The sequence below is a fragment of the Stenotrophomonas sp. CC22-02 genome, from assembly GCF_004365115.1.
GTDB lineage: Bacteria > Pseudomonadota > Gammaproteobacteria > Xanthomonadales > Xanthomonadaceae > Stenotrophomonas > Stenotrophomonas forensis.
Map to the genome: position 1 here is coordinate 227,587 of NZ_SOCO01000002.1, position 25,905 is coordinate 253,491.

The 25,905-nt window shown below is 68.3% G+C and carries 18 protein-coding genes; 14 read left to right on the forward strand and 4 right to left on the reverse strand.

Annotated features, from left to right (window positions below):
* The first annotated feature begins 30 nt into the window (after positions 1 to 30).
* Positions 31 to 1,515 (forward strand): AAA family ATPase, encoded by a 1,485-nt coding sequence (locus tag N440_RS18920; protein ID WP_133936224.1) that lies wholly within the window; start codon positions 31 to 33, stop codon positions 1,513 to 1,515.
* Positions 1,516 to 2,108: 593 nt separating this feature from the next.
* On the opposite strand, the gene N440_RS18925 is transcribed toward N440_RS18920, so the two are convergent.
* Positions 2,109 to 2,744 (reverse strand): tetratricopeptide repeat protein, encoded by a 636-nt coding sequence (locus tag N440_RS18925; protein WP_133936226.1) that lies wholly within the window; start codon positions 2,742 to 2,744, stop codon positions 2,109 to 2,111.
* A 169-nt stretch (positions 2,745 to 2,913) separates the two neighbouring features.
* Between N440_RS18925 and N440_RS18930 the strand changes: the two genes are divergently transcribed.
* A complete protein-coding gene (locus N440_RS18930; RefSeq protein ID WP_133936228.1) occupies positions 2,914 to 6,600 on the forward strand; it encodes an indolepyruvate ferredoxin oxidoreductase family protein in 3,687 nt (1,228 codons plus the stop codon).
* 36 nt (positions 6,601 to 6,636) lie between these two features.
* Here the strand turns inward: N440_RS18930 and N440_RS18935 are convergent, their stop codons facing one another.
* Positions 6,637 to 7,251, reverse strand: coding sequence for a DUF938 domain-containing protein (locus N440_RS18935; RefSeq protein WP_133936230.1), 615 nt, complete (start codon positions 7,249 to 7,251; stop codon positions 6,637 to 6,639).
* Positions 7,252 to 7,887: 636 nt separating this feature from the next.
* Here N440_RS18935 and N440_RS18950 point away from each other — a divergent pair.
* From N440_RS18950 to N440_RS18990, 9 genes are read left to right on the forward strand one after another with little or no spacing between them, the layout of a single operon-like run.
* Positions 7,888 to 9,519 carry a TldD/PmbA family protein gene (locus N440_RS18950; protein WP_166671586.1) on the forward strand — a complete coding sequence of 544 codons (1,632 nt, stop codon included), beginning with the start codon at positions 7,888 to 7,890 and terminating at the stop codon, positions 9,517 to 9,519.
* A 31-nt stretch (positions 9,520 to 9,550) separates the two neighbouring features.
* Positions 9,551 to 11,185 (forward strand): TldD/PmbA family protein, encoded by a 1,635-nt coding sequence (locus N440_RS18955; protein WP_133936234.1) that lies wholly within the window; start codon positions 9,551 to 9,553, stop codon positions 11,183 to 11,185.
* Positions 11,186 to 11,206: 21 nt separating this feature from the next.
* Positions 11,207 to 12,541: a TldD/PmbA family protein gene (locus N440_RS18960; protein WP_004153507.1), complete on the forward strand. Its 1,335-nt coding sequence runs from the start codon at positions 11,207 to 11,209 to the stop codon at positions 12,539 to 12,541.
* Complete coding sequence (locus tag N440_RS18965; protein WP_133936236.1) at positions 12,541 to 13,248, forward strand: DUF4159 domain-containing protein; 708 nt, start codon at positions 12,541 to 12,543, stop codon at positions 13,246 to 13,248. The genes N440_RS18960 and N440_RS18965 overlap by 1 nt, the downstream gene beginning before the upstream one ends.
* Before the next feature lie 16 nt (positions 13,249 to 13,264).
* Positions 13,265 to 14,248, forward strand: coding sequence for a MoxR family ATPase (locus N440_RS18970; protein ID WP_053509479.1), 984 nt, complete (start codon positions 13,265 to 13,267; stop codon positions 14,246 to 14,248).
* 7 nt (positions 14,249 to 14,255) lie between these two features.
* Positions 14,256 to 15,152: a DUF58 domain-containing protein gene (locus N440_RS18975; RefSeq protein WP_133936238.1), complete on the forward strand. Its 897-nt coding sequence runs from the start codon at positions 14,256 to 14,258 to the stop codon at positions 15,150 to 15,152.
* Complete coding sequence (locus tag N440_RS18980; protein ID WP_133936240.1) at positions 15,149 to 16,270, forward strand: BatA domain-containing protein; 1,122 nt, start codon at positions 15,149 to 15,151, stop codon at positions 16,268 to 16,270. The genes N440_RS18975 and N440_RS18980 overlap by 4 nt, the downstream gene beginning before the upstream one ends.
* The gene (locus N440_RS18985) at positions 16,267 to 18,435 is read left to right on the forward strand and encodes a hypothetical protein (protein ID WP_133936241.1); all 2,169 of its coding nucleotides are present in this window, start codon (positions 16,267 to 16,269) and stop codon (positions 18,433 to 18,435) included. The genes N440_RS18980 and N440_RS18985 overlap by 4 nt, the downstream gene beginning before the upstream one ends.
* The gene (locus tag N440_RS18990) at positions 18,432 to 20,237 is read left to right on the forward strand and encodes a hypothetical protein (protein WP_133936243.1); all 1,806 of its coding nucleotides are present in this window, start codon (positions 18,432 to 18,434) and stop codon (positions 20,235 to 20,237) included. Before N440_RS18985 ends, N440_RS18990 begins: the two co-directional genes overlap by 4 nt.
* Positions 20,238 to 20,337: 100 nt before the next feature.
* Here N440_RS18990 and N440_RS18995 read toward each other — a convergent pair whose 3' ends face one another.
* A complete protein-coding gene (locus tag N440_RS18995; RefSeq protein WP_133936245.1) occupies positions 20,338 to 21,012 on the reverse strand; it encodes a hypothetical protein in 675 nt (224 codons plus the stop codon).
* Positions 21,013 to 21,052: 40 nt separating this feature from the next.
* On the reverse strand, positions 21,053 to 21,574 hold the full coding sequence (locus N440_RS19000) for a hypothetical protein (RefSeq protein ID WP_133936247.1): 522 nt from the start codon (positions 21,572 to 21,574) through the stop codon (positions 21,053 to 21,055).
* 266 nt (positions 21,575 to 21,840) lie between these two features.
* On the opposite strand from N440_RS19000, the gene N440_RS19005 reads away from it, so the two are divergent.
* The 3 genes from N440_RS19005 to N440_RS19015 all read left to right on the forward strand — a co-directional run bounded on the left by N440_RS19005 (position 21,841) and on the right by N440_RS19015 (position 25,841).
* Positions 21,841 to 22,239 carry a hypothetical protein gene (locus N440_RS19005; protein WP_133936249.1) on the forward strand — a complete coding sequence of 133 codons (399 nt, stop codon included), beginning with the start codon at positions 21,841 to 21,843 and terminating at the stop codon, positions 22,237 to 22,239.
* A 93-nt stretch (positions 22,240 to 22,332) separates the two neighbouring features.
* Positions 22,333 to 24,822 carry a DEAD/DEAH box helicase gene (locus N440_RS19010; RefSeq protein ID WP_133936251.1) on the forward strand — a complete coding sequence of 830 codons (2,490 nt, stop codon included), beginning with the start codon at positions 22,333 to 22,335 and terminating at the stop codon, positions 24,820 to 24,822.
* Positions 24,819 to 25,841 (forward strand): ribonuclease H-like domain-containing protein, encoded by a 1,023-nt coding sequence (locus N440_RS19015; RefSeq protein ID WP_133936253.1) that lies wholly within the window; start codon positions 24,819 to 24,821, stop codon positions 25,839 to 25,841. The genes N440_RS19010 and N440_RS19015 overlap by 4 nt, the downstream gene beginning before the upstream one ends.
* The last annotated feature ends 64 nt before the right edge of the window (positions 25,842 to 25,905 follow it).

A 25,905-nucleotide genomic window follows, 5' to 3' on the forward strand; every position in this document is an offset into this window, starting at 1 on the left:
ATCGTGGCGCCCCCGAAGGATCGAACCGGCATGAGCGAGCTGCAGGACCTGAGCGCACTGATCCGCGCCAATACCCCCCTGATCGTGATCGAAACCCAGGACGAGGGCCGCATCGTCGAGCTGTTCCGGCAGACGCTGATGCACGTGTGGCGGGCGCTGCACCGCTGGTCGATCACCGAGGGCCTGCGCCGCATCGACCTGGACAGCGAAGACCCGGCGGTCGGCCCCCCCGATGCCAGCGCAGCCCTGCAGATGATCCGCCAGGCGGACCAGCGCGGGGTCTACCTGCTGCTCGATTTCCACCCCTACCTGGGCTATGCCAGCCACCAGCGCGCGCTGCGCGACCTGATCCAGCGCCGCCACAGCGAGCCGCACGTGCTGGTGCTGATCGGTGCCAAGGTAGAACTGCCGGCCGAGCTGGAAGCGCTGGCGGTGCGCTTCAACCCGCGCCTGCCCGATGCCAACGCGCTGTTGAAGATGCTGCGCGAGGAGGCCGATGCCTATGCGCGCGAGCACGGCGGCCGCCGCGTGGAAGTCGACAGCGAGGCGGTGAAGAAGATCCTGAAGAACCTGCAGGGCCTGAGCCTGGTGGATGCCCGGCGCATCGCGCGCCAGCTGATCTACGCCGACGGCGCACTGCGCGACGACGACCTGCCGCAGCTGGCACGGCTGAAGTTCGAGCTGCTCAACCGCAGCGGGCACCTGTTCTTCGAGCATGACAGCGCGCGCTTCGGCGACGTGGCCGGGGCCAACCGGCTCAAGCGCTGGATCAACCAGCGGCGGGTGGCGTTCATCGCCGGCTCGGCACCGGCCGGGCTGGACCCGCCACGCGGCATGCTGCTGCTGGGCGTGCAGGGCTGTGGCAAGTCGATGCTGGCCAAGGCCACCGCCGCCGGTTTCGGCGTGCCGCTGCTGCGCCTGGACGTGGGCGCGCTGTACAACAAGTACCACGGCGAGACCGAGGCCAACCTGCGCCAGGCGCTGGCCTCGGCCGAACAGCTGGCACCGTGCGTGCTGTGGATGGACGAGATCGAGAAGGGGCTGGCAACCGGTGGCGAGGATGGTGGCGTGTCGCGCCGCGTGCTCGGTTACCTGCTGACCTGGATGGCCGAGCGCAAGGCGCCGGTGTTCATCGTCGCCACCGCCAACCAGGTACAGGAACTGCCGGCCGAACTGCTGCGCAAGGGCCGCTTCGACGAGATCTTCTTCGTCGACCTGCCCACCCCGGACGTCCGCGTGGAACTGCTGCGGCTGCACCTGGGCCGGCGCCAGCTCAACGCCGATGACTTCGCACTGCCGGCGCTGGCCGCGGCGGCGAACGGTTTTTCCGGTGCCGAGATCGAACAGGCGATCGTGGCCGGCCTGTATGCAGCACATGCGGAAAGCCGGCCGCTCGACACCGAGCTGCTGATGACCGAGATCCGTGCCACGCGGCCGCTGTCGGTGCTGATGGCCGAACAGGTGGAGGCGCTGCGGGCGTGGGCGTCGGGGCGGACGGTGTCCGCGGACGACTGAGGGGTTTCCCGCGAACGGCGCAGCCCCTCGTGGCGGGTTGGCCGTGAACATCAAAAGCCGCGCCTGGCCGGGCGGGGTGGGTTCGCGGGGGACGCCGTGAACCCATCCCTGGGGGCTTGGCCGCGGCATCCATGCCGCGGACACCCCCGCGAACCCACCCCGCCCGGCCTCTGACAATTTCCGAGTGCGTCCGCCACGGAAAAGAAAAAAGAAGATCAAAAGCAAACGCCGGTTGGCTGGCCGCCTTTTGTGGAGCCGAGCCCACGCTCGGCTGCATTTCGATCAGATATCGAATAATCGATTCCGACACAGATTCATCCACGCATGGCGTGGATACCGTGTCGACCAAGGTCGACACCTACCCACAGCTGCGAGAATCTGTCGAAGGCGGGGCACTGTGGGTTTGCGGGGTGTGAGCCGCATGGATGCGGCGACCAAGCCCCCATGGATGGGTTTACGGCGTCCCCGCAAACCCACAGTGCCCCGCCATCCCACGGGAAGGCCGCTGTTGCTGTTGCTGTTGCTGTTGCTGTTGCTTGGGCTTTGGCCGTTGCCTCTGCGGGTGCCGGGTGCAACCCGGCCGAACCCCTTCCTCAGGGCCAGGCCGGCGGCGCGGCCGCCCAGGCCTGCTGCACCTCGGCCAGCGAGGCGCGCTCATCCTCGCGCCAGTGCGGCAACAACTGCGCAAACTGCGCCGTGCTGCTCCACTGCGACGGCTCGGTCCGCACCGCCGCCGCGTACCACTGCACCGCCTCCTGCTTCTGCCCCAACCGCCACAGCGCCAGCGCATAGGTGGGCGGCACCCAGCTGGGCTTCGTGCGCGCATTGCCCGCCGAGGCCAGCCACTGTTCCAGCGCCGCCTCCGGCTTGCCCTGGCGAAGCAGGTCCCAGCCGTAGTTCCAACGCACGCTGCGGCCACTGCTGCTCTGGGCCGGCGCCTCTTTCATGGCCTCGCCATACAACTGCTCGGCCAGCTCGCCACGGCCCTGTGCACCGGCCACCATCGCCAGCTGCACCGTGGCTTCAACGGCACGCCTGCCGCGTTCACGCAGCTTGAGCAGCTGGGCGACCAGTTCATCGCCCTCGCCCTGCACCGCCACCATCGGCGCGGCGGCCGGATCGCTGTCGAAGTAGAACTCCTGAGGGGCCGGCAACGCCGGCGCCGCCCACGCTGTGGCCGCTCCCGAGGCCAGCAGCATGCTGGCCAGGATCTTTCCTGGAACTGACATCCCTTCTCCCCAGGCTGCAATCGCAGCCTCCCTCTCTCTGCCCGATCCTAACCCCAGCAGCGGCGCGGGCGCGAGTGCCGGGGGCATTACGGGCGCGCTGCTACAATCCGCGCCTTTCCCGCCGCGTGCCCGCACGCGGCCGGTGCCAGCCGATCCTACCGGGCCAGCCATGACCAGTACCGCGCAACTCACTTCGCCCTCTTCCGCCGACCTGATCGACCGTGACTACACGCTCGACCACAAGTACACCCGCAACGAGGGGCGGATCTACCTGAGTGGCGTGCAGGCACTGGTGCGGTTGCCGCTGATGCAGCGCCTGCGCGATGCCGCCGAAGGCATCGACAGCGCCGGCTTCGTCAGCGGCTACCGCGGCAGCCCGCTGGGTGGCTTCGACCTGGAACTGTGGCGTGCGCGCAAACACCTGGAAGCGGCCAGGGTGAAGTTCACCCCCGGCCTCAACGAGGATCTGGGCGCCACCATGGTCTGGGGCACCCAGCAGACCAACCTGTTCCCCGGTGCCAACGTGCAGGGCGTGTTCGGCATGTGGTACGGCAAGGGCCCGGGCGTGGACCGTTGCGGCGACGTGTTCAAGCACGCCAACGCCGCCGGCACCTCGCGTTACGGCGGCGTGCTGGCGCTGGCTGCCGATGACCATGCCTGCCGCAGTTCGACCCTGCCGCATGGCAGCGAGGACGAGTTCGTCAGCGCGATGATGCCGGTGCTGAACCCGGCCGGGGTGCAGGACATCCTCGACATGGGCCTGCTCGGCTGGGCGATGAGCCGCTATACCGGCCGCTGGGTCGGCTTCAAGACCATTGCCGAAACGGTGGAATCGTCGGCCTCGGTCGAGGTCGATCCGCTGGCGCGACGCATCGTGCTGCCCGAAGACTTCGACATGCCCGGCGGTGGCCTCAACATCCGCTGGCCGGACCCGCCGCTGGACCAGGAAATGCGCCTGCACCGCTATGCGGTGAAGGCGGCGCAGGCCTTCGCCCGCGCCAACGGCATCGACAAGGTGGTGATGGATGCGCCGCGCGCGCGGCTGGGCATCGTCACCACCGGCAAGAGCTACCTGGACGTGCTGCAGGCGCTGGAATACCTGGGCCTGGACGAAGCCGCTTGCGCCGACATCGGCATCCGCGTGTACAAGGTCGGCATGACCTGGCCGCTGGAACCGCAGGGCATCGCGCGCTTCGCGCAGGGCCTGGAAGACATCATCGTGGTGGAGGAGAAGCGGGCCTTCATCGAGCGCCAGATGAAGGAACAGTTCTTCAACTGGCCGGCCAGCTGGGGCCAGCGCCCGTCCATCGTCGGCAAGTACGACGAGAGCGGTGAATGGATCCTGCCGTCCACCGGTGAACTGACCCCGGCCACCATCGCCGGCGTGATCGGCCGCCGCATCCAGAAGTTCTTCAACAACGAATCGATCGAACAGCGCCTGCACTGGATGCAGGAAAAGGAAGCCGAGCTTGCGCTGCCGCGCGCCAGCTTCCCGCGCGTGCCGCACTACTGCTCGGGCTGCCCGCACAACACCTCCACCCAGGTGCCGGAAGGTTCGCGTGCGCTGGCCGGCATCGGTTGCCATTACATGGTGACCTGGATGGACCGCAGCACCGACACCTTCACCCACATGGGCGGTGAAGGCGTGACCTGGGCCGGGCAGGCGCCGTTCACCGATACGCCGCATGTGTTCCAGAACCTGGGCGACGGCACCTATTTCCACAGCGGTTCGCTGGCGATCCGCCAGGCGGTCGCGGCCGGCGTCAACATCACCTACAAGATCCTCTACAACGATGCGGTGGCGATGACCGGCGGCCAGCCGGTGGACGGCCCGCTGAGCGTGCCCGACATCGCAAGGCAGATGCGCGCCGAAGGCATCCACACCATCGTGGTGCTGTCGGACAACATCGGCAAGTGGACCGGCCAGCGCGAGCACTTCCCCAGCGATGTCGAGTTCCATGACCGCAGCGAGCTGGACGACGTGCAGAAGCGCCTGCGCGAAGTGAAGGGTGTTTCCATCCTGATCTACGAACAGACCTGCGCCACCGAGAAGCGCCGTCGTCGCAAGCGCGGCAAGCTGGAAGACCCGCAGAAGCGGGTGATGATCAATTCGCTGGTCTGCGAAGGCTGCGGTGACTGCGGCAAGAAGAGTTTCTGCGTGTCGGTGCTGCCGAAGGAAACCGAATTCGGGCGCAAGCGCGAGATCGACCAGTCCAACTGCAACAAGGACTATTCGTGCGTGAATGGCTTCTGCCCGAGCTTCGTCACCGTGCACGGTGGCCAGCCGCGCAAGGGCAGCAAGCGCGATGCCTCCACCCTGCTGGACAACCTGCCGGCACCGGTGGTGCGCGGTACGCTGGAACAGCCCTGGAACATCCTGATCACCGGCGTCGGCGGTACCGGCGTGGTGACCATCGGCGCGCTGCTGGGCATGGCCGGCCACCTGGAAGGCAAGGGCGCGACCGTGCTCGACCAGACCGGCCTGGCACAGAAGGGTGGCGCGGTAACCACCCACATCCGCATCGCACGCCGGCCCGACGACATCCACGCCGTGCGCATCGCCGCCGGTGAGGCCGACCTGGTGCTGGGCTGCGACATGGTGGTGGTCAACGACTACTGGGCGCTGTCGAAGGTGCGCGCCGGCCGCTCGCAGGTGGTGTTGAACACCTACGAGGCGATGCCGGGTACCTTCACCACCCGCCCGGACATGCAGTTCCCCGCCGCCGACATCATCGCCGGCGTGCGCGTGGCGCTGGGTGGCCAGGAACCGCTGCTGCTCGATGCCACCCAGCTGGCCACCGCGCTGCTGGGCGATGCCATCGCCGCCAACCTGTTCATCCTCGGCTATGCCTGGCAGCAGGGACTGGTGCCGCTGTCGTTCGACTCGCTGATGCGCGCCATTGAACTCAACGGCGCGGCCGTGGCGATGAACCAGCAGGCCTTCGCCTGGGGCCGCCTGGCCGTGGTCGACCCGCAGGCCGTGCAGCAGGCGGCCGGCCTGGTGCGCAACCGCCACACCGATACCGAATCCACCCCGGGCCCGCTGCATCCGTTGCCGCCGGGCGAATGGGAAGGCAATGAATGGGGCGCCACCGCCGCGCCGCGCAACACCGGCGACGAGCGCGAACTGCGTGGCCTGCCCTCGCACGGTGGCGATGTGGCGTTCCTGCCGCTGGACGACGCGCGCCTGTCGCGCTCGCTGGATGAAATGATCGAGCGCCGCGCCGCGTTCCTGGTCGAGTACCAGGATGCCGCCTATGCCAACCGCTATCGCGATCTGGTGTCGCGTGTGCGCGCCGCCGAAGCCGATCGCATCGGCGGTTCCACCGCGCTGACCGAGACCGTCGCCCGTTACCTGTTCAAGCTGATGGCATACAAGGACGAATACGAAGTGGCCCGCCTGTACACCAGCGGCGACTTCCAGCGCAGCCTGCAGCAGCAGTTCGAGGGCGATTACCAGCTGCGCTTCCACCTGGCGCCGCCGCTGTTCGCCAAGAAGGACGAGCACGGCCGGTTGCTGAAGAAGGAATACGGCCCGTGGATGTTCAAGGCGTTCGGCCTGCTGGCGAAGCTGAAATTCCTGCGTGGCGGCCGCTTCGATGTGTTCGGGCGCACTGAAGAGCGCCGCATGGAGCGCAAGCTGATCGGTGACTACGAGGCGACCGTGCAGGTGCTGCTGGACGGCCTGGAAGACGGCCGCCTGGCCCTGGCGGTGGAAATCGCCAGCATTCCCGAGCACATCCGCGGCTATGGCCACGTCAAGGAAGCGCACTTCGCGCAGGCCAAGGCGCGTGAGGCTGCCCTGCTGGCGCAGTGGCGCAACCCGAAGGCGCTGCACATCGTGCAGGTGGCTTGAAGGTAATGCCGGCCAGCGGCCGGCACTACCGGCGATTCAGCCCAGCCGCCACAGCAGCAGGCGGTTGTTGGCCGGCATCGCCACGTCGCGCAGGCGGGTGAAGCCGTTGTCCTCGGCCAGCGCCTGCACCGCTTCGCTATCGCGGATACCGCTGCGCGGGTCGCGCGCCTTCAGCCAGGCATCGAACTGCGCATTGCTGTCGCTGGTGTAGCGACCGCCGTAGTTGAACGGGCCGTACACCGCCAGCAGCGCACCGTGGCGCAACAGCGGCGGCAGCGCGGCGAACAGCGCCTGCACGTGTTCCCAGCCCATGATGTGCAGCGTGTTGGCGCTGAATGCGGCGTCGAACGTGCTGCCCTGCGGCACGCTGAGGCCAGGCGCCGGCGGCAGTTCCACCTGCAGCGCCAGCGGCGGCAACAGGTTCAGCAAGGCCGCTTCGGCGCGCCATGCCTCGATGCCAGGCAGGTGGTCGGGATGATCACTGGGCTGCCAGCGCAGCCACGGCCAGCGCTCGGCAAAGAACGCGGCGTGCTGACCGGTGCCGCTGCCGATCTCCAGCAGCCGGTGGCGGTCGCCCATCCACGGGTCGAGTGCGGTGGCGATCGGTTCGCGGTTGCGCTCGCAGGCTTCTGAATACGGCTTGATCGACATCAGGACGGCGTCCAGGCGGGGTCGGCTCCATTGTGCACGAGGGGTTGTTGCTCGGCAGGGCTGCGCCCTGCACCCGCCGAAGCCGGAGCCAGAGCAACGTCAAAAGCTGGCATTCCGTGGGATGGCAGGGTGGGTCCGGTTGCGGGGGACGCCGTGAATCCGTCCCTGGAGGCTCGGTCGCGCCATCCATGGCGCTCACCCCCCCGCAACCGGACCCACCCCGCCTTCGACAGTTTTCTGCGATCTGTCAGATTTCATTCGATTCATTTCGATATCTGACAGATGTGTCGACCAAGGTCGACACCTACCAACAGCACAGGGAATCTGTCAGAGGTGGGGCGGTGTCGGAGTGCGGGGTGTCAGCCGCATGGATGCGGCTGCCAAGCCTACACGGACGTACTTGCGGCGTCCCCGCACTCCGACACCGCCCCGCCACCCCTCGGAATGCCAGCTTTTGACGTTGACGTTGCCTTGGCTTGTAGCCTCTGCAGGTGCAGGGCTGCAAGCCCTGCCGAAACCCACCCCTACCATGACTGCAGTCACTTGCCCGCAGCCGCTGCGCTGGCGAAAGTCGAGGGGTTGACGTGATCGGCTTGGCCCATTGCCAACCGCACGCAAGCGAGAGAGAGAAACGCTGTGCAACGACGTGAGTTCCTGGCTGTCTCCGGTCTGGGCCTGGCCGGCCTGCTGCTGCCGCATTCCCGTGCCATCGCGGCCGAGCAGCTGCTGGCCCCGGTCGATACCGCCCAGCGCCGGCGCCTGGCCGAGGTCGCCCTGGCCACCGCGCGCAGCGCCAAGGCCAGCTACTGCGACGTCCGCATCGGCCGTTACCTCAACCAGTCGGTCATCACCCGCGAGCACCAGGTCGGCAATGTGACCAACCGCGAGTCGTCCGGCGTGGGCGTGCGGGTGATCGTCAATGGTGCCTGGGGCTTTGCCGCCACCCACCAGCAGACCGAGGCCGCCGTGCGCGCGGCGGTCGAGCAGGCCACCGCGATTGCCCGCGCCAACGCCAGCATCCAGACCCGCCCGGTGCAGCTGGCACCGACGCCGTCGATGGGTGAGGTGCGCTGGCAGACGCCGATCCGCCGCAATGCCATGCAAGTGCCGATCCAGGACAAGGTCGAGCTGCTGCTGTCGCTCAACGCCGCCGCGCTGAATGCGGGTGCCGACTACATCAATTCCACGTTGTTCCTGGTCAACGAACAGAAGTACTTCGCCTCCAGCGATGGCTCGTTCATCGACCAGGACATCCACCGCATCTGGCTGCCGTTCACCGCCACCGCCATCGACAAGGCCAGCGGCAAATTCCGCACCCGCGCCGGCCTGTCCTCGCCGATGGGCATGGGCTACGAGTTCCTCGATGGCGATGCGCGCGGCAAGGTGCAGCTGCCCGGTGGCATCACCGCCTACCGCGATTCCTACGATCCGGTCGAGGACGCCATCGCCGCTGCCCGCCACGCACGCGAGAAGCTGAAGGCGCCGTCGGTGAAGCCCGGCAAGTACGACCTGGTATTGGACCCGTCCAACCTGTTCCTGACCATCCACGAGAACGTCGGCCACCCGCTGGAGCTGGACCGCGTGCTCGGCTACGAAGCCAACTACGCCGGCACCAGCTTCGCCACGCTGGACAAGCGCGATGCCGGTTTCCGCTGGGGCAGCGACATCGTCACCTTCTTCGCCGACAAGACCCAGCCGGGCAGCCTCGGCGCAGTCGGCTATGACGACGAAGGGGTGAAGACACAGCGTTGGGACCTGGTGCGCGATGGCATCCTGGTCGATTACCAGGCCACCCGCGATGAAGCCCATATCCTCGGCCGCGACGCATCGCATGGCTGCAGCTATGCCGATTCCTGGTCCAGCGTGCAGTTCCAGCGCATGGCCAATGTCTCGCTGGCGCCGGGCAAGCAGCCGCTCAGCGTCGAGGACATGATCAAGGACGTGGAGAACGGCATCTGGATCCACGGCCGCGGTTCGTACTCCATCGACCAGCAGCGCTACAACGCGCAGTTCGGCGGCCAGCTGTACTACCAGATCAAGGATGGAAAGATCGCCGGCATGGTCGAGGATGCGGCCTACCAGATCCGCACGCCGGAGTTCTGGAACGCCTGCACCGCCATCTGTGATGAGCGTGACTTCCGCCTGGGCGGTTCGTTCTTCGACGGCAAGGGCCAGCCCGGGCAGGTCTCGGCGGTCTCGCACGGTTCGTCCACCACCCGCTTCAACGGCATCAACATCATCAACACCGCGCGCAGTCTCGGCGCTTGAGCCACCCCATCCTTCGACATGGAGAGCAGCCTTGCAAAGACGTGACTTCCTGGCCCTGACCGGGCTTACCGCGGGCGGGCTGATCGTGCCCTCCTTCTTCGGCAAGGCGATTGCCGCCGAACAACTGCAGAGCACGCTGGACCTGGGGCTGAAGAAGCGCCTGGCCGATGCGGCGCTGGCCGCCGCCCGTCAGGCCGGTGCCACCTACTGCGACGTGCGCATCGGCCGCTACCTGCGGCAGTTCGTGATCACCCGCGAGGACAAGGTGCAGAACGTGGTGAACACCGAGTCCACCGGCGTGGGCATCCGCGTGATCGTCAACGGTGCCTGGGGCTTCGCCGCCACCAATGCGCTGGGCACCGCCGACGTGGCCAGGGCCGCGCAGCAGGCCGCGGCCATCGCCAAGGCCAACGCCGGCGTGCAGACCGCGCCGGTACAGCTGGCCAAGGCGCCGGGCGTGGGCGAGGTGAGCTGGCGCACGCCGATCCGCAAGAATGCGATGGAAGTGCCGATCAAGGACAAGGTCGGCCTGCTGCTGGACGTCAACGCCGCGGCGATGGGCGCCGGTGCCAGCTTCGTCAATTCGATGCTGTTCCTGGTCAACGAGCAGAAGTACTTCGCCTCCACCGATGGCTCCTACATCGACCAGGACGTGCACCGCATCTGGGCACCGATGACGATCACCGCCATCGACAAGGCCAGCGGCAAGTTCCGTACCCGCGAGGGCCTGTCCTCGCCGATGGGCCTGGGCTACGAGTACCTCGATGGCGCCGCCGCCGGCAAGGTGGTCAGCCCGAACGGCGTGGTCAACTACAGCACCTCCTACGACATGAAGGAGGACGCCATCGCCGCCGCCAGGCAGGCGCAGGAGAAGCTGAAGGCACCGTCGGTGAAGCCGGGCAAGTACGACCTGGTGCTCGACCCGTCGCACACCTGGCTGACCATTCACGAGTCGATCGGCCACCCGCTGGAACTGGACCGCGTGCTCGGCTACGAAGCCAACTATGCCGGCACCAGCTTCGCCACCCTGGACAAGCGCGAACAGCACTTCCAGTACGGCAGCGAGCACGTCAACATCTTCGCCGACAAGACCCAGCCGGGCAGCCTCGGCGCGGTGGCGTACGACGACGAAGGCGTGAAGTGCAAGCGCTGGGACCTGATCAGCAACGGCAAGCTGGTGGACTACCAGACCATCCGCGACCAGGCCCACATCCTCGGCAAGACCGAGTCCGACGGCTGCTGCTATGCCGACTCGTGGTCCAGCGTGCAGTTCCAGCGCATGGCCAACGTGTCGATGGCACCAGGCAAGCAGCCGCTGAGCGTGCCGGACCTGATCAAGGACGTGGAGAACGGCATCTACATCATCGGTGACGGCTCGTTCTCGATCGACCAGCAGCGCTACAACGCGCAGTTCGGCGGCCAGCTGTTCTACGAGATCAAGAACGGCCAGATCACCCGCATGCTGGAGGACGTGGCCTACCAGATCCGCACGCCGGAATTCTGGAATGCCTGCACTGCCGTGGCCGACGAGCGCGACTACCGCCTGGGCGGTTCGTTCTTCGACGGCAAGGGCCAGCCGGGCCAGGTTTCGGCGGTCTCGCACGGTTCGTCGACCGCTCGCTTCAACGGCATCAACGTCATCAACACCGCACGCAGCCTCGGCTGACCGGTCAGGAGCCCTTACACCATGAGTATCTTCACCGAAGCCCAGGCCAAGGCCATCCTCGACAAGGTCATCGCCCTGTCCAAGGCCGATGAGTGCACCGCCGTGCTGGCCGGCGCGATCAGCGGCAACATCCGTTTCGCGCTGAACAATGTCTCCACCAGCGGCATCGTCGACAACACCGAGCTGGCGGTCACCGTTGCCTTCGGCAAGCGCGTCGGCACCGCCTCGATCAACGAGTTCGATGACGCCGCGCTGGAACGCGTGGTGCGTCGTGCCGAAGACCTGGCGCGCCTGGCCCCGGAAAACCCGGAGTTCATGCCGGCCATCGGCAAGCAGAGCTACCGCGCCAGCCCGACCTTCAGCGAATCCACTGCCGCGATCGATCCGGCGTTCCGTGCCAAGGTTGCCGCCGATTCGATCGCGCCGTGCCGCGGGCATGGCCTGATTGCCGCCGGCTTCCTCGAGGATGGCCAGGGCTTCCAGGCCACCGCCAACAGCAACGGCAATTTTGCCTACCAGCGCACCACCAACTTCGACTACACCTGCACGGTGCGCACCGAAGACGGCCGTGGTTCGGGCTGGGTCGGCCGCAACCTGAAGGACGCGGCGGACTTCAAGGCCGACCAGGACATCCGCATCGCCATGCGCAAGGCCACCGAATCGGCCGAAGCCAAGGCGCTGGAGCCGGGCAAGTACACGGTGATCCTGGAACCGGCGGCGGCCGCGGGCCTGATCAGCTTCATGATGAACTTCTTCAGTGCCCGCTCGGCCGATGAAGGCCGCAGCTTCCTGTCGAAGAAGGGCGGTGGCAACAAGCTGGGCGAGCAGGTCTACGACCCGCGCGTGAGCATGTATGCCGACCCCTGGCATGCCGAAGCACCGGTGCTGCCGTGGGATGGCGAAGGCATGCCGCGCGAACGCATGGCGATCATCGAGAACGGAAAGATCGCCAACCTGGACTACTCGCGCTTCTGGGCCCAGAAGCAGGGCAAGACCGCCAAGGCCACCCCGGGCAACCTGCTGATGAGCGGTGGTGACAAGAGCACCGCCGAGCTGGTGCGTGGCACCCAGAAGGGCATCCTGGTCACCCGCACCTGGTACATCCGCATGGTCGATCCGCAGACCGTGCTGCTGACCGGCCTGACCCGCGACGGTACCTTCTACATCGAGAACGGCCAGATCAAGCACCCGGTGAAGAACTTCCGCTTCAACGAGTCGCCGGTGATCATGCTCAACAACATCGAAGAGCTGGGCAAGCCGGTGCGCGTGGCCGGTGATGAATCCAGCTACGTGATGATGATCCCGCCGATGAAGCTGCGCGATTTCACCTTCACTTCGCTGTCCGACGCGGTCTGATGGATCGCCGGGCCTGCCTGCGCTGGTTGGCCGCTGCCGCTTCGGCGGCGGCGCTGCCGGCCTGGGCGCAGGCAGGCCCGCGCAGTTCGCGCTACGACTTCTGGTTCACCCGCCTGCAGTACGACTCCGGTGACTGGGACGTGGACGCGCGCATGCCGTCCAACCTGATCACCTCGCTGATCGACTACACCTCGCTGCGCGTGGACCCGCAGGAGCACGTGGTGGCACTGGCCGACCCGCGCATGATGGAAGCGCCGTTCTGTTACCTGGCCGGGCACACGCTGGTCGAGTTCAACGCCGCCGAGCGGCAGAACTTCGTGCGTTACGTGCGCAATGGCGGCTTCGTGTTCGTCGACGACTGCAACCACGACATCGATGGCCTGTTCGCCACCTCGTTCGAGGCGCAGATGGGCCGCCTGTTCGGTCCGAAGGCATTGCAGAAGCTGCCCAACAGCCACGCGCTGTACCGTAGTTTCTTCCGCTTCCCGGACGGCCCGCCCGCCACCAGCTTCGAGCTCAACGGCTGGGGCGACGACCTGGTGCACGACTACCTGAAGGGCATCGAGGTCGATGGCCGCCTGGGCCTGCTCTACAGCAACAAGGACTACGGCTGCGAGTGGGACTACGACTGGCGCAACAAGCGTTTCCTGGCCGAAGACAACACCCGCTTCGGCGTCAACATCGTGATGTACGCGCTGAACAACTGACAGGACCTGCACGCTCATGACCACCCCCGACCTCGATTCCCTGCTGCCGCGCCTGGATGCGCTGCGCGGCGCCCTGGCCCGTGCCGTGGTCGGCCAGCACAGCGTGGTCGAACAGCTGTTGATCGGCCTGCTGGCCGGCGGCCATTGCCTGCTGGAAGGTGCGCCAGGCCTCGGCAAGACCCTGCTGGTGCGCTCGCTCGGGCAGGCACTGGAGCTGCAGTTCCGGCGCGTGCAGTTCACGCCCGACCTGATGCCCAGCGACATCCTCGGCACCGAACTGCTGGAAGAAGACCACGGCACCGGCCATCGCCATTTCCGCTTCCAGCAGGGCCCGATCTTCACGAACCTGCTGCTGGCCGACGAACTCAACCGCACCCCGCCCAAGACCCAGGCCGCGCTGCTGGAGGCGATGCAGGAACGCACGGTCAGCTACGCCGGCACCACCTACGCATTGCCTGCGCCGTTCTTCGTGCTGGCCACGCAGAACCCGATCGAGCAGGCCGGCACCTACCCGCTGCCGGAAGCGCAGCTGGACCGCTTCCTGCTGCACGTGCTGGTGGATTACCCCAGCGAGGACGAGGAACGCCAGATCCTGGAGCAGACCACCGGCGGCGCCACCGACGCAGTACCGAAAGTGATGGACGCCGAGGCGGTGATCGCTTTGCAGGCCGCTGTGCGCCAGGTGCATGTCAGCCCCGACGTGCTGGCCTGGATCACCCGCCTGGTGCGCGCCAGCCGCCCCGGCGACGGCGCGCCGGCGGCGATCAACCAGTGGGTGAAGTGGGGCGCCGGCCCGCGCGCCGGGCAGTCACTGGTGCTGGCGGCGAAAGCACGCGCACTGCTGCAGGGCCGCTTCGCTGCCACCCGCGAGGATGTGCAGGCGCTGGCCGCACCGGTGATGCGCCACCGACTGCTGCTGTCGTTCGCCGCCGAGGCCGAGCAGAAGCGCGCCGACGACGTGGTCGCCGCTCTGCTGCAGGCCGTGCCGTTCCCCGGTTGATCCAGGCGTGAGTGCAGGCATGCCGCTGACGTTGCCACCGGAACTGCGTGCGCGCCTGCGCATGCTGCGGTTGCGGCCGCGCCTGGCCAGTGGTGCCAGCGGTATCGGCCAGCATGCCAGCCGCAGCCGCGGCGCCGGCCTGGAATTCGCGCAGTACCGTGCCTACGAGCCGGGTGACGCACTGCGCCAGATCGATTGGAAGCTGTACGCGCGTTCGGACCGCTTCTTCGTTCGTGAATCGGAGCGCGAGAGCCCGATCACGCTGTGGGTGCTGCTCGATGCCACCGCCTCGGCTGGCCAGGCCGATCGCGCAGCACCGCAGCGCACGCGCCTGGATCATATGCGTGGTGTTGCCGCCTGCCTGGTCGAACTGGCCCTGCAGCAGGGCGACCGTTTTGGCCTGCTGGCGATCAATGGCGACGGGCTGCAACTGGTGCCCGCCGCCAGCGGTGCACGCCAGCGCGACCGGGTGCATCTGCAGCTGCATGCGCTGCAGGCGCGCGGCAGCTGGCCCGCCGCCGAGCGACTGCGCCCCCTGTGGGAGCGCGTGCGCCCGGGCGACCTGCTGCTGGCGATCGGCGATGGCTTCGACGAGGCAGGCATCGTCCTGCTGGAACAGCTGGCCAGCGCGCGCCGCGAGGTGGGGCTGCTGCAGATCCTGACGGCCGACGAGCGGGATTTCCCGTTTGATGCCGGCCATCGTTTCCGCGATCCCGAAACCGGCGACGAACTGCTCGGCGACGGCGCGGCGATCCGCGCCGACTACCTGCAGCGCTTTGCCGCTGCACGCACCGCCTTGCAGGCGCGGCTGCAGGCCGGCGGCATCGCGCATGCGACCGGCTGGCTCGACCAGCCGCTGGACCAACCGCTGCAGGCGCTGTTCGGCCGTGGGAGCGGCGCATGAACCTGTTGTTCCCGCTGGGCCTGGCGGCGCTGGCCGCCTGGCTGCTGCCGCTGCTGATCCATCTGGCCCGGCGCCATCCGTATACCCCTCTGGATTTCGCCGCGCTGCGCTGGTTGCGCGCGCAGATCCGGCCGCGCCAGCGCATCCGTTTCGATGACTGGCCGCTGCTGCTGGTGCGTCTGCTGTTGCTGGCCGCGTTGGCGCTGTTGCTGGCGCGGCCGGCGTTGATCGGCCCTGCCCCGCTCCCCGCGGCATGGACGGTAGTGGCACCGGGGTTGGACGCGACCGCACTGCGCGGCACCGCCGAAGAGGGCAACTGGCACTGGCTGGCACCCGGCTTCCCCGTCATCGATCACGCGCCACCGGTATCCAGCGCATCGCTGCCCAGCCTGTTGCGTGAACTGGACGCACAGCTGCCCGCGGGCACCGCGTTGACCGTGCACGTCCCCGATCCCTTGCCTGGCCTGGATAGCGCCCGCCTGCAGCTGTCGCGCGACGTGCAATGGCGCACGCAGCCGATGCCGGTCACATCGCCACAGACGGCAGTGACACTGCCTCGACTACGCGTGCACGGCGAGGCATCCGCCACTGCCCAGCACTGGTTGAACGCACTGCAGCGCGCGTGGGGCGCGCAGGCACTGCCCTCGCCCTTGGCGGAGGATGCTGTGCCCGAACGCGGCGAGATTGGCGTGTGGAGCGGCAACGATGCACTGCCGGCGAACTGGCAGGCGTGGCTGCGCGACGGCGGTCTTGTCATGAGTGCCGGCAAGCCTGCTGCCAGCGCCCGCATCCTGTTGCGCGACGCCGAGGGCGTACCGCTGCTATGGCAGCAACGCATCGGCCAAGGCCAACTGCTGTCGTTGCCCGGCGACTGGAATGCCGCCAGCAACGCTGCGCTGCGCGATCCGCAGTTGCCACGTGCCCTGCTGCTGGTGCTGCAGCCGCCCACGGCTCCGCGTCTGGGCGATGCACGTGACCAGGCACCGCACCGGGCCGCATTGCCTGCTGTAACACCGCCGCCGCGTGAGCCGACGCCTTGGCTGTTGCTGGCCATCGTGCTGCTGTTCGCGCTGGAACGCTGGATGGCCAGCAGTGCCCGACGCAGGGTGGCCGCATGAACACCCTGCAGCACGCCTGGCAACGCGCGCGCCGCCGCCGTGCGCTCATCACCCTGCTGCTGGGCCTGCCGTGGGCGCTGGCCGCCACGGTGCTGGCGCTGCGCCTGGCGGGTTTCGATGTCGCCTGCGTGGTTGGCACGGTCAGTCTGCTCGCCTGCGCGGCCTTCGCCACGGCACGTACCCGCCAGCTGGACCGGCAATGGCTGCAGCGCCAGCTCGATGGCAGCGGTGCCAGCGAGGACAGTGCCGACCTGCTGTTCGCCGAGGCCGCCACGCTCAATCCGCTGCAGCAGCGCCAGCGTGCGCATGTGCTGGCCACGCTGGAGCGCGCGATGCCGGAGCTGCGTCCACGCTGGCCGCGTGGGACATTGGCGCTGTGCTGGATCGCAGGCCTGGCCATCGTTGCACTGGCAGTCGGCTGGCCACGTTCCGGCCCCGGCTCCGCGCCTGCCCGTACGGCGGCACCTGGCAGCACGGCTGCCGCAGGCCCGCTGCACCTGCAGTCCACCCGCCTGCGCATCGACGCGCCGGCCTATACCGGCCAGGCCACGCTTACCCAGAATGCCTTGGACGCCAAGGTCGCCGCCGACAGCCGGTTGTCGTGGTCGCTGCGCTTCGACCGCGCACCGCACAAGGCATGGCTGCAGTTCCACGATGGTCGCCGGTTGCCGCTGAGCGAACACGATGGCCAGTGGCAGGCGCAGGATGTGGCACGCACGCCGGCGCTGTACCGCGTGGTGAGCGAACCGGCGCTGGCCGAAACCCGCCTGCACCGGCTGGATGTGGTGGCCGACCGCGCGCCCAGCGTACGCGTGCTGGAACCCGCTGCCAGCCTGGTGCTGGGCACGCCAGGACAGCGCCAATGGTCGCTGCGCTTCGAGGCCAGTGACGACTATGGCGTGGCCGCGCAGGCCACGCTGTCGATCACCACCACCCAGGGCAGCGGCGAGAACATCACCTTCGTGACGCGCAGCGTCACGCTTGCCGGCAGCGGCGAACCGACTGCACGCCGTTTCGCGCATACGCTCGACCTCGCCGCGCTGGGTGCGCAACCCGGCAACGATGTGATCGCGCAGCTGGAAGTGCGTGACAACCACGCGCCGACGCCACAGACCGGCCGCAGCAGCAGCGTGATCCTGCGCCTGCCCAGCGCCGAGGTGGCACTCGGTGCCGAACTGGAAGGCCGCATCAAGAAGACCCTGCCAGCCTACTTCCGCAGCCAGCGGCAGATCATCATCGATGCCGAAGCCTTGATCCGGCAGCGCCGCAGCCTGGCTGCCGAAGACGTCGTCAAGCGCAGCGATGCGATCGGTGTCGACCAGCGCATCCTGCGCCTGCGCTACGGCCAGTTCCTGGGCGAGGAAAGCGAGGGTGCACCGAAGCCGCCGCCGACCAGCGACCTGCCCACCAGCGATGCACCGGCCGCCGGCGACCACGACGATGATCACGATCACGACCATGGCGCACAGGCCGGTGCCCACGACGATCATGGCCATGACCATGGCGGCAGCGACGCCAGCGCCGATACGCCACCGGTATTCGGCAGCGCCACCGACGTGCTTTCCGAGTACGGACATACCCACGACCACGCCGAAGCGGCCACCCTGCTTGACCCACAGACCCGCGCCACGCTGAAGGCCGCGCTGGACCAGATGTGGTCGGCCGAGGGCGAGCTGCGCCAGGGCCGACCAGAGCAGGCGCTGCCGTTCGCCTACAAGGCGCTCGGCTTCATCAAGCAGGTGCAGCAGGCCGAGCGCATCTATCTGGCCCGGGTTGGACCGGAGCTGCCACCGATCGATGAAGGCCGCCGGCTGGGTGGTGATCGCGCCGGACTGGCCAGCCGTGAACTGCCGCTGGCCGCACGCACGCCGCCCGATCCGGCCATCGTCGAAGCCTGGCAACGTCTCGGCGACGACACCGGCGCGCCGGATCTGGATGCGCTCGCGGCCTGGCAGCAGCGCAACGCGGCCTACCTGCCCGATGCACTCGATCTGGCTGCCGCCATCGAGCAGCTGCGCATCGAGCCCGGTTGCCGCGACTGTCTCCAGCGCCTGCGTGCGCAGCTGTGGCGCGCGCTGCAACGGCCGCTGCCGCAGGCGATGCGGCGCAGCGCCGCCGATGCGATGGGCCAGCGCTACCTCGATGCGCTGGAGGCGCAGCCATGAACGCCTCCGCTGTGAACCTGTGGAGTGCGCTGGCACTCGCTCTGATCGTGGTCATCGCCAGCGTGCGCCAGCTGCGTGGAAACACCGCGCACGCTGGCCGCCGGTGGAGGGTGATCACGCTGCAGGTCATCGCCGCCACACTGCTGTATTTCTGCCTGGTGCCGCCCACCCGCCAGCAGCCCGCCGTCGGCCTGGTCGTGCTTGGAATCGATGCCGACAAGGCCGGCGTACTCCCTGCCAGCGCAGGCCCGCTGCTGCTGTTACCCGAAGCCGCTGATGTGCCCGGTGCGCAGCGCGTGCCGGACCTGGCGACCGCGCTGCGCCAGCATCCGGCCACCACGCTCAGCCTGGTCGGTGCCGGCCTGGTCGCGCGTGATCGCGACGCGCTGTTGCCTGGCGACGTGCGCTGGCAGCAGGTCCCCGCACCGCGTGGCTGGATCGCACTGCAGCCACCGGCCGACGTCGCGCCGGGCGCCCGTTTCGAGGTGCGCGCCCAGGCGAATGGTGTGGCGCACGCAAGGGCGGAACTGCTGGATCCGGCCGACAGCGTGATCGATCGCACCGATGTTGCCGACGACGGACGCGTGCAGCTCAGCGGTGTCGCCCGTGCCGAAGGCCGCAGCGTGTTCCAGCTGCGCCTGCTCGACGCTGAAGGCCATGTGGTGGACAGCGTGCCGGTACCGCAGCAGACCGTCCCAGCGTCGCCCGTGCGGCTGCTGGTCCGTGCCAGCGCGCCCGGACCGGAACTGAAGTACCTGCGCCGCTGGGCCACGGACGCGGGCCTGCGCGTGCAGGCGCAGGCCGATACCGGTGCCGGGATCAGCGTCGGCGATGGCGCGGTTCCACTTGATGCCACATCGCTCGCGCGCAGCGACCTGCTGCTGCTGGACGAGCGCAGCCTGGCGGCGTTGAGCACCGCTCAGTTCGCCGCCGTGCGCCAGGCGCTGCGCGATGGAATGGGCGTGCTGGTACGCAGTGCGGGCGCACCTTCGCCCAGCGCGCGCCAGCGCCTGCGCGATCTGGGCCTGCCGTTGCTGGGCGATGGCAGCAGCCACACCCTCATCCTTCCAGGTGACGGCGAAGCCGCCCTGCTGGCCGCGCGACGAGGTCCGCTTGCCGCTGGCACGCTGCCGACCGGCTACGGCGAGGAGGCCGACCGCAGCTCGCACAGTGCGCCATTGCCTGCACTGGAAGCGCTGGCGCTGCAGGTGCCAGGCGGCAGTGCCCTGCTGCAGGATCATGACGGCAAGCCCATCGGTGGCTGGCGCGCCATCGGCAAGGGCCGCGTCGGCCTGCTGCCACTGACCGACAGCTGGCGCTGGGTGCTGGCCGGCCGCGATGACCGCCACGGTGAACTCTGGAGCGGTGTCGTCGCTACGCTGGCGCGCGCGCAGGGCGGTGGTGATGCGCTGTGGTCGCCGCAGCCGATCAGCTGGGCAGGCGAACGCCAGACATTGTGCGGCGCGCAGGCAGCGCTGCGGGCATTCAATGCACGTGGCGACGGCGTACCGCTCGTTGTCGACGACACGACCTTGCCCCTGCGCTGCGCCGGCTGGTGGCCGCGCGAAGCCGGATGGCAGCGCCTGCAGCACGGTGACAGCATCGTCTGGCGCTATGTGTTCGATCCGAAGGAGGCACCTGCACTGCATCGGCAGGCGATGATCGATGCGACCTCGCTGGCCCTGGCCTCCGCCACGCCGATGAACACGCCGATGCAGTCCGTTCCGGGCTCGCGCTGGCCCTGGTGGCTGGCCTTCGTGCTGTGCGCCTCACTGCTGTGGTGGCTGGAACGACGGCGCTGAACCCAGCGATGGGATCGCAGACAGCATCCACGCATGGCGTGGATCTACCGACCGGTTTCCCTGGTGGATGCCAACCTTGGTTGGCGCCTTTCCGCAGAGGTCAACGCTTGCCGGCGCGCCGGTACACGCCATTGAAGCGCACGTTCATGCCACCGCACTCGCTGTTGTCGGACACGATCAGTACGTCTACCAGCGAATGCACGCGCACCCTGCAGGTGTCCTCGGCAAACTCCACATCCGCACCGCGCGGGATCGCGTGCGCTTCCACCTGGCCCAGGTTCGGCCCATACGGGCGCTGTTCCGGCGTGGGGTTGGCCGAGGGCCAGTAGGCATCGCCTTCCACCTGCAGCTGCCCACCCTGCACCGAAATCCGCAGGCCATTGTCGCCATCCTTCCAGTGACCCACCCAGTCCTGCAGCGAGGGGGTCGCTACCGGCAACGGCTGCAGTTTGCTGCGCTCCACCCAGCCCGCACTGCCGCCCACTTTGTTCGGGAAGAACGCGCAGCGGTAGCGGCCGAGGTCGCGCCCGGTCACCACGACATCGCCGTTCACTACGTAGCTGCGCTGCCGGCACGCCGGCTCGCCCTTGGCCGGGCAGCCGTCCGTGTCACCGAGCAGGTACAGGCGTTGCGTGCCCACCACCCGCGCCAGTGCGAACCGGCTCTGTTCGGAGGGGAATGCACCGTTGCGGCACGCGCCGTCGCCGGCGATGCCGGCAGCGAAGGCAGGGATCGGCAGCACGGCGGCCAGCAGGACGAACGAACGCAGCAACATGGCAACGCCCCCATGGAGAAGGCCGAAGGATATACCGTCGCTACTTCACCGGAGGCGCGTCGCCGGCATCCTGCTGCTGGGAGAACTGCAGCGCGCGCTGCTGCTGCTCGGCGCTGAGCTCCGGCGGTGGCCGCGCGACCGCTGCCTGGATCTGCGAAGGCCCGCCGGTCAGCTTGTTGACCCCCTTGGCCGCCGCCATCACGCCCTTCACCACGCCCATCATGATGTAGCCGCCGCTCATGCTGACCTGCTCCGGCGACGGCGGCTCGCTCCAGTCGCGGCTGAAGCGGTTGTCACCGAACTTCACCGGGTTCTTGAAGCGGTACAGGTCCAGCGGCTGGTCGTCTTCGGGCTTGAGCGCCCGCACTTCGCCGAGGGTGGTGACGTTGTCCTGCGGCGGGGTGGTGGATACCGGCGCGGTGGTTGCCGCCGCAGCATCTGCAGGGGCAACGGGCGCGGGATCGGGCACCGGCACGGCCTGCTGCGCATGCGCACGCGCAAGCCCAACCAGCACCAGGCCAGCCAGCAGTGCGCCCTGCGATCCACGTCCTGCCACCGCCATCCACCCTGTTGGTTGCGTCCTGTGAACAAGGATACGGATGCGGGCTTCAGATTTCGTTGGCGTCGGCAGAGGCATTCAGGGTGTGTCACGCCTGGCCGATGCGCGGCCAGCGCCGCCGAAGTTTGCAACGAACTTCATTCCCCCCGCGGGGCGGGATCTGCATCCTGTGCTGTTCCCGCTACGGCAACCCCCATGTCAGCTCCCTCCCCCCTCCTACCGCCGCAGCCGTTCGCCTGCTGATGTCGCGCGCAGCAGTGCTGGTTGGCATGGCAATCCTGCTGGCGATGGCCGTGGCGGCCATTGTCGAATGGACGGCACGCGTGTGCAGCAGGCTGCGTGCGCTGCGCAGGGCCCGCGTGCTACGCACACTGAACGCTGACGAGCACGCCGCTCTGGCGCCCCTGCGCGCAATGACCGGCATCGCCCACGACGATCAGGTTCGATTGCTGCGCGGCGCGTTCACAGGGGGCGCTTACCGCCCCAGGCACCCGTTCAACGATGGCATGCTGGGTGGCATTCCCGTGCTGTTTCCGTCCGCTGCACGCGACCACATGGCCGCCTGGAACGAAGCGGAAGTGGTGCTTGCCGACCGTTGGGCGGTCATTGTCCGCCTCAACGGCGTGCAGATCGCCACCCGGTCACGCTCACGGCGCGTCCGGCACTGAACGGTTCACGCCCTTCGCGCGCGATGTCTCACATACTGAGACGTGAATGTGGTGCCATGTGACCCCTCGTAAACCGTCCCGGCTCCACTTTCCATGGCCTACGAACTCGCCAAGCGCACCGCCGACGCCGAGCAGAAGCTCGCTACCCGCGACGGCCTGCCCGCCCGCGACGGTGCCCTGCTCAGTGCGCGCCTGCAGCGCCGCTACCAGGACCGCATCACCGGCAGCTTCGCCATTCCCGGCCGCGAAGGCCGCTACGCGCCTATTCCCGATGCGGTACCGCCCGCCCTGGCCGCGGCGCTGAAGGCACGCGGCATCGAGCAGCTGTACAGCCACCAGGCCGAGGCCTGGGAGGCCAGCCAGCGCGGCGAGCATGTGGCCATCGTTACTCCCACCGCCAGCGGCAAGTCGCTGTGCTACACCCTGCCGGTGGTCAGCGCGGCGATGCAGGACAAGGCCAAGGCGCTGTACCTGTTTCCGACCAAGGCGCTGGCCCAGGACCAGGTGGCCGAGCTGCTGGAGCTCAACCGCGCCGGCGATCTGGGGGTGAAGGCCTTCACCTTCGACGGCGACACCCCCGGCGACGCACGCCAGGCGATCCGCCTGCACGGCGACATCGTGGTCTCCAACCCGGACATGCTGCACCAGGCGATCCTGCCGCATCACACCAAGTGGGCGCAGTTCTTCGAGAACCTGCGCTACATCGTCATCGACGAAGTGCATACCTACCGTGGCGTATTCGGCAGCCACGTCACCAACGTGCTGCGCCGGCTCAAGCGCATCTGCGCGTTCTATGGCGTGCAACCGCAGTTCATCCTGTGCTCGGCCACCATCGGCAATCCGCAGGCGCATGCCGAGGCCCTCATCGAGGCGCCGGTCACCGCCATCACCGAGTCCGGCGCGCCCAGCGGGCCGAAGCAGGTGCTGCTGTGGAATCCACCAGTGATCAATCCGGACCTGGGCCTGCGTGCCTCGGCGCGATCGCAGAGCAACCGTATCGCGCGCATCGCGATCAAGTCGGGGCTGAAGACCCTGGTGTTCGCGCAGACGCGGCTGATGGTCGAGGTGCTGACCAAGTACCTGAAGGACATCTTCGACCACGACCCGCGCAAGCCGCCGCGCATCCGCGCCTATCGCGGTGGCTACCTGCCCACCGAACGCCGCGAGACCGAGCGTGCGATGCGCGCGGGCAACATCGACGGCATCGTCAGCACCTCGGCGCTGGAGCTGGGCGTGGACATCGGCAGCCTGGACGTGGTGATCCTCAACGGCTATCCCGGCAGCGTGGCAGCCACCTGGCAGCGTTTCGGCCGCGCCGGCCGTCGCCAGCAGCCCGCACTGGGCGTGATGGTGGCCAGCTCGCAACCGCTGGACCAGTACGTGGTGCGGCATCCGGATTTCTTCGCCGAGGCCTCGCCCGAACACGCGCGCATTGCCCCGGACCAGCCACTGATCCTGTTCGATCACATCCGCTGCGCGGCGTTCGAACTGCCGTTCCGGGTCGGCGATGGCTTCGGCCCGATCGATCCGGAAGTGTTCCTGGAAGCGCTGGCCGAGACCGAGGTGATCCACCGCGAAGGCGAGCGCTGGGAATGGATCGCCGACAGCTATCCAGCCAACGCGGTCAGCCTGCGCGCGGTGGCCGACGGCAACTTCGTGGTAGTCGACCGCAGCGATGGCCGCCAGCAGATCATCGCCGAGGTCGACTATTCGGCTGCCGCGCTCACCCTGTACGAAGGCGCCATCCACATGGTGCAGTCCACCCCGTACCAGGTGGAGACGCTGGACTGGGACGGGCGCAAGGCCTACGTCACCCGCACCCACGTGGACTACTACACCGACAGCATCGACTTCACCAGGCTCAAGGTGCTGGACCGTTTCGACGGCGGCCTGGCCGGCCGTGGCGATTCGCATCACGGCGAAGTGCACGTGGTGCGCCGCGTCGCCGGCTACAAGAAGATCCGCTACTACACGCACGAGAACATCGGCTATGGGCCGGTGAACCTGCCCGACCAGGAACTGCACACCACTGCGGTGTGGTGGCAGCTGCCGCAGGCGCTGCTGCTGCGCGCGTTCGCCAGCAAGCAGGATGCGCTGGATGGCTTCCTCGGCGCGGCCTACGCGCTGCACATCGTCGCCACCGTGGCGGTGATGGCCGATGCGCGCGACCTGCAGAAATCGGTCGGCAACGGTGATGGCTCCTGGTTCGCGATTGCCGACCAGACCGGCCGTGGCCAGCTGCGCGGCGGCGAGGGTGATCCTGGCGTTGTCGAGCTGCTGCAGGAGTTCGTGCCCACTGTTTACCTGTACGACAACTTCCCCGGTGGCGTCGGCCTCAGCGAGCCGCTGTGGCAGCGCCAGGCCGAGCTGGTGCAGCGCGCGCGCGAACTGGTGCAGCGCTGCGACTGCAAGGCCGGCTGCCCGGCCTGTGTCGGCCCGGTGCTGGCCGCGCAGGAAGAGGATGAGACCTCGCCGCGTGCGCTCGCGTTGCGTGTGCTGGATCTGTTCGATGCCGAAGCCTGCCAGCACGTGCCCGACGTAGTGGTGACCGCCCGCGACCCGATGGAGCTGCTGGCCCCGTGAGCCTGAGCCTGGACAAGCTGCGCCTGCTGCGGAAGCAGGCCGGCGACCCGAAGGCGAGCACGCCGGCCGTGCCCGAGCCACCGCCTGCAGCACCGGCCCCGGTGGCCGCCAACGATGCACGGCAACCGCAGGCCGAGCGCTCGGTGTTCGCCTGGGTCGAACGGGAAATCCGCCACAAGCCGACCGGCGCGGCGGCGCCGGTTGCGCCCCCCGCACCGCTGCGTCGGCCCGAGGTGGGCAGCCTGCATCGCCTGCTCGGCCTGCGCACACGCGGCGGTTCCGCACCGGCGCGAGCCAGTGCGCAGGATCGCCAGCTCCCCGGAGAGGAAATCGCGCCGGGCCTGTTCCTGATCGAGTCGCTGCTGCCGCAGCCGATTCCCGCAGAGCCGCTGTCGCTGGATTTCGCCCGCCGTGATGGCGAGCACGTGGCCGCGCGTGACCTGCTGTTCTTCGATACCGAGACCACCGGCCTGGCCGGCGGCACCGGCACCCGCGCCTTCATGATCGGTGCCGCCGACTGGCATGCGTACCCGCGGCGCGGCGAGGGCCTGCGCATCCGCCAGCTGCTGATGTCGACGATGGCCGCCGAGGACGCGATGCTGGCCACCTTCGCCAGCTGGCTGCAGCCGTCCACCGTGTTCTGCAGCTACAACGGCCGCAGCTACGACGCGCCGTTGCTGAAGGCGCGCTACCGGCTGGCCCGCCAGCGTTGCCCGATCAGCGCGCTGGACCATGTCGATCTGCTCTATCCCACGCGCCGCCGCTATCGAGGGACGTGGGAGAACTGCAAGTTGTCCACCATCGAACGCCAGCTGCTGCGCGTGGTGCGCGAAGACGACCTGCCCGGCTCGGAAGCCCCGGGCGCATGGCTGCGTTTCCTGCGCGGTGGCGATGCAGTCAACCTGCGCCGGGTGGCCGACCACAACCACCAGGACGTGGTGACCCTGGCCCTGCTGCTGCAGCGGCTGGTGCGCGAAGAACAGCGCGAGCGCGAGACGCTGGCATTGGTCGGGCAGTAGCGTGAAACCCCGTTGACATGCCCTGACGGGGACGGCGGCGACACTGGCGCCACCATCCACGCGT

Bases quoted from the DNA above. Each gene is read 5' to 3' on its own strand.
- N440_RS19005 (WP_133936249.1), top strand. From the start codon at position 21,841: ATGGCAATCCTGCTGGCGATGGCCGTGGCGGCCATTGTCGAATGGACG.
- N440_RS18970 (WP_053509479.1), top strand. From the start codon at position 13,265: ATGACCACCCCCGACCTCGATTCCCTGCTGCCGCGCCTGGATGCGCTG.
- N440_RS18985 (WP_133936241.1), top strand. From the start codon at position 16,267: ATGAACACCCTGCAGCACGCCTGGCAACGCGCGCGCCGCCGCCGTGCG.
- N440_RS18920 (WP_133936224.1), top strand. From the start codon at position 31: ATGAGCGAGCTGCAGGACCTGAGCGCACTGATCCGCGCCAATACCCCC.
- N440_RS19010 (WP_133936251.1), top strand. From the start codon at position 22,333: ATGGCCTACGAACTCGCCAAGCGCACCGCCGACGCCGAGCAGAAGCTC.
- N440_RS18990 (WP_133936243.1), top strand. From the start codon at position 18,432: ATGAACGCCTCCGCTGTGAACCTGTGGAGTGCGCTGGCACTCGCTCTG.
- N440_RS18930 (WP_133936228.1), top strand. From the start codon at position 2,914: ATGACCAGTACCGCGCAACTCACTTCGCCCTCTTCCGCCGACCTGATC.
- N440_RS18965 (WP_133936236.1), top strand. From the start codon at position 12,541: ATGGATCGCCGGGCCTGCCTGCGCTGGTTGGCCGCTGCCGCTTCGGCG.
- N440_RS18995 (WP_133936245.1), bottom strand. From the start codon at position 21,012: ATGTTGCTGCGTTCGTTCGTCCTGCTGGCCGCCGTGCTGCCGATCCCT.
- N440_RS19000 (WP_133936247.1), bottom strand. From the start codon at position 21,574: ATGGCGGTGGCAGGACGTGGATCGCAGGGCGCACTGCTGGCTGGCCTG.
- N440_RS18960 (WP_004153507.1), top strand. From the start codon at position 11,207: ATGAGTATCTTCACCGAAGCCCAGGCCAAGGCCATCCTCGACAAGGTC.
- N440_RS18980 (WP_133936240.1), top strand. From the start codon at position 15,149: ATGAACCTGTTGTTCCCGCTGGGCCTGGCGGCGCTGGCCGCCTGGCTG.
- N440_RS18925 (WP_133936226.1), bottom strand. From the start codon at position 2,744: ATGTCAGTTCCAGGAAAGATCCTGGCCAGCATGCTGCTGGCCTCGGGA.
- N440_RS18935 (WP_133936230.1), bottom strand. From the start codon at position 7,251: ATGTCGATCAAGCCGTATTCAGAAGCCTGCGAGCGCAACCGCGAACCG.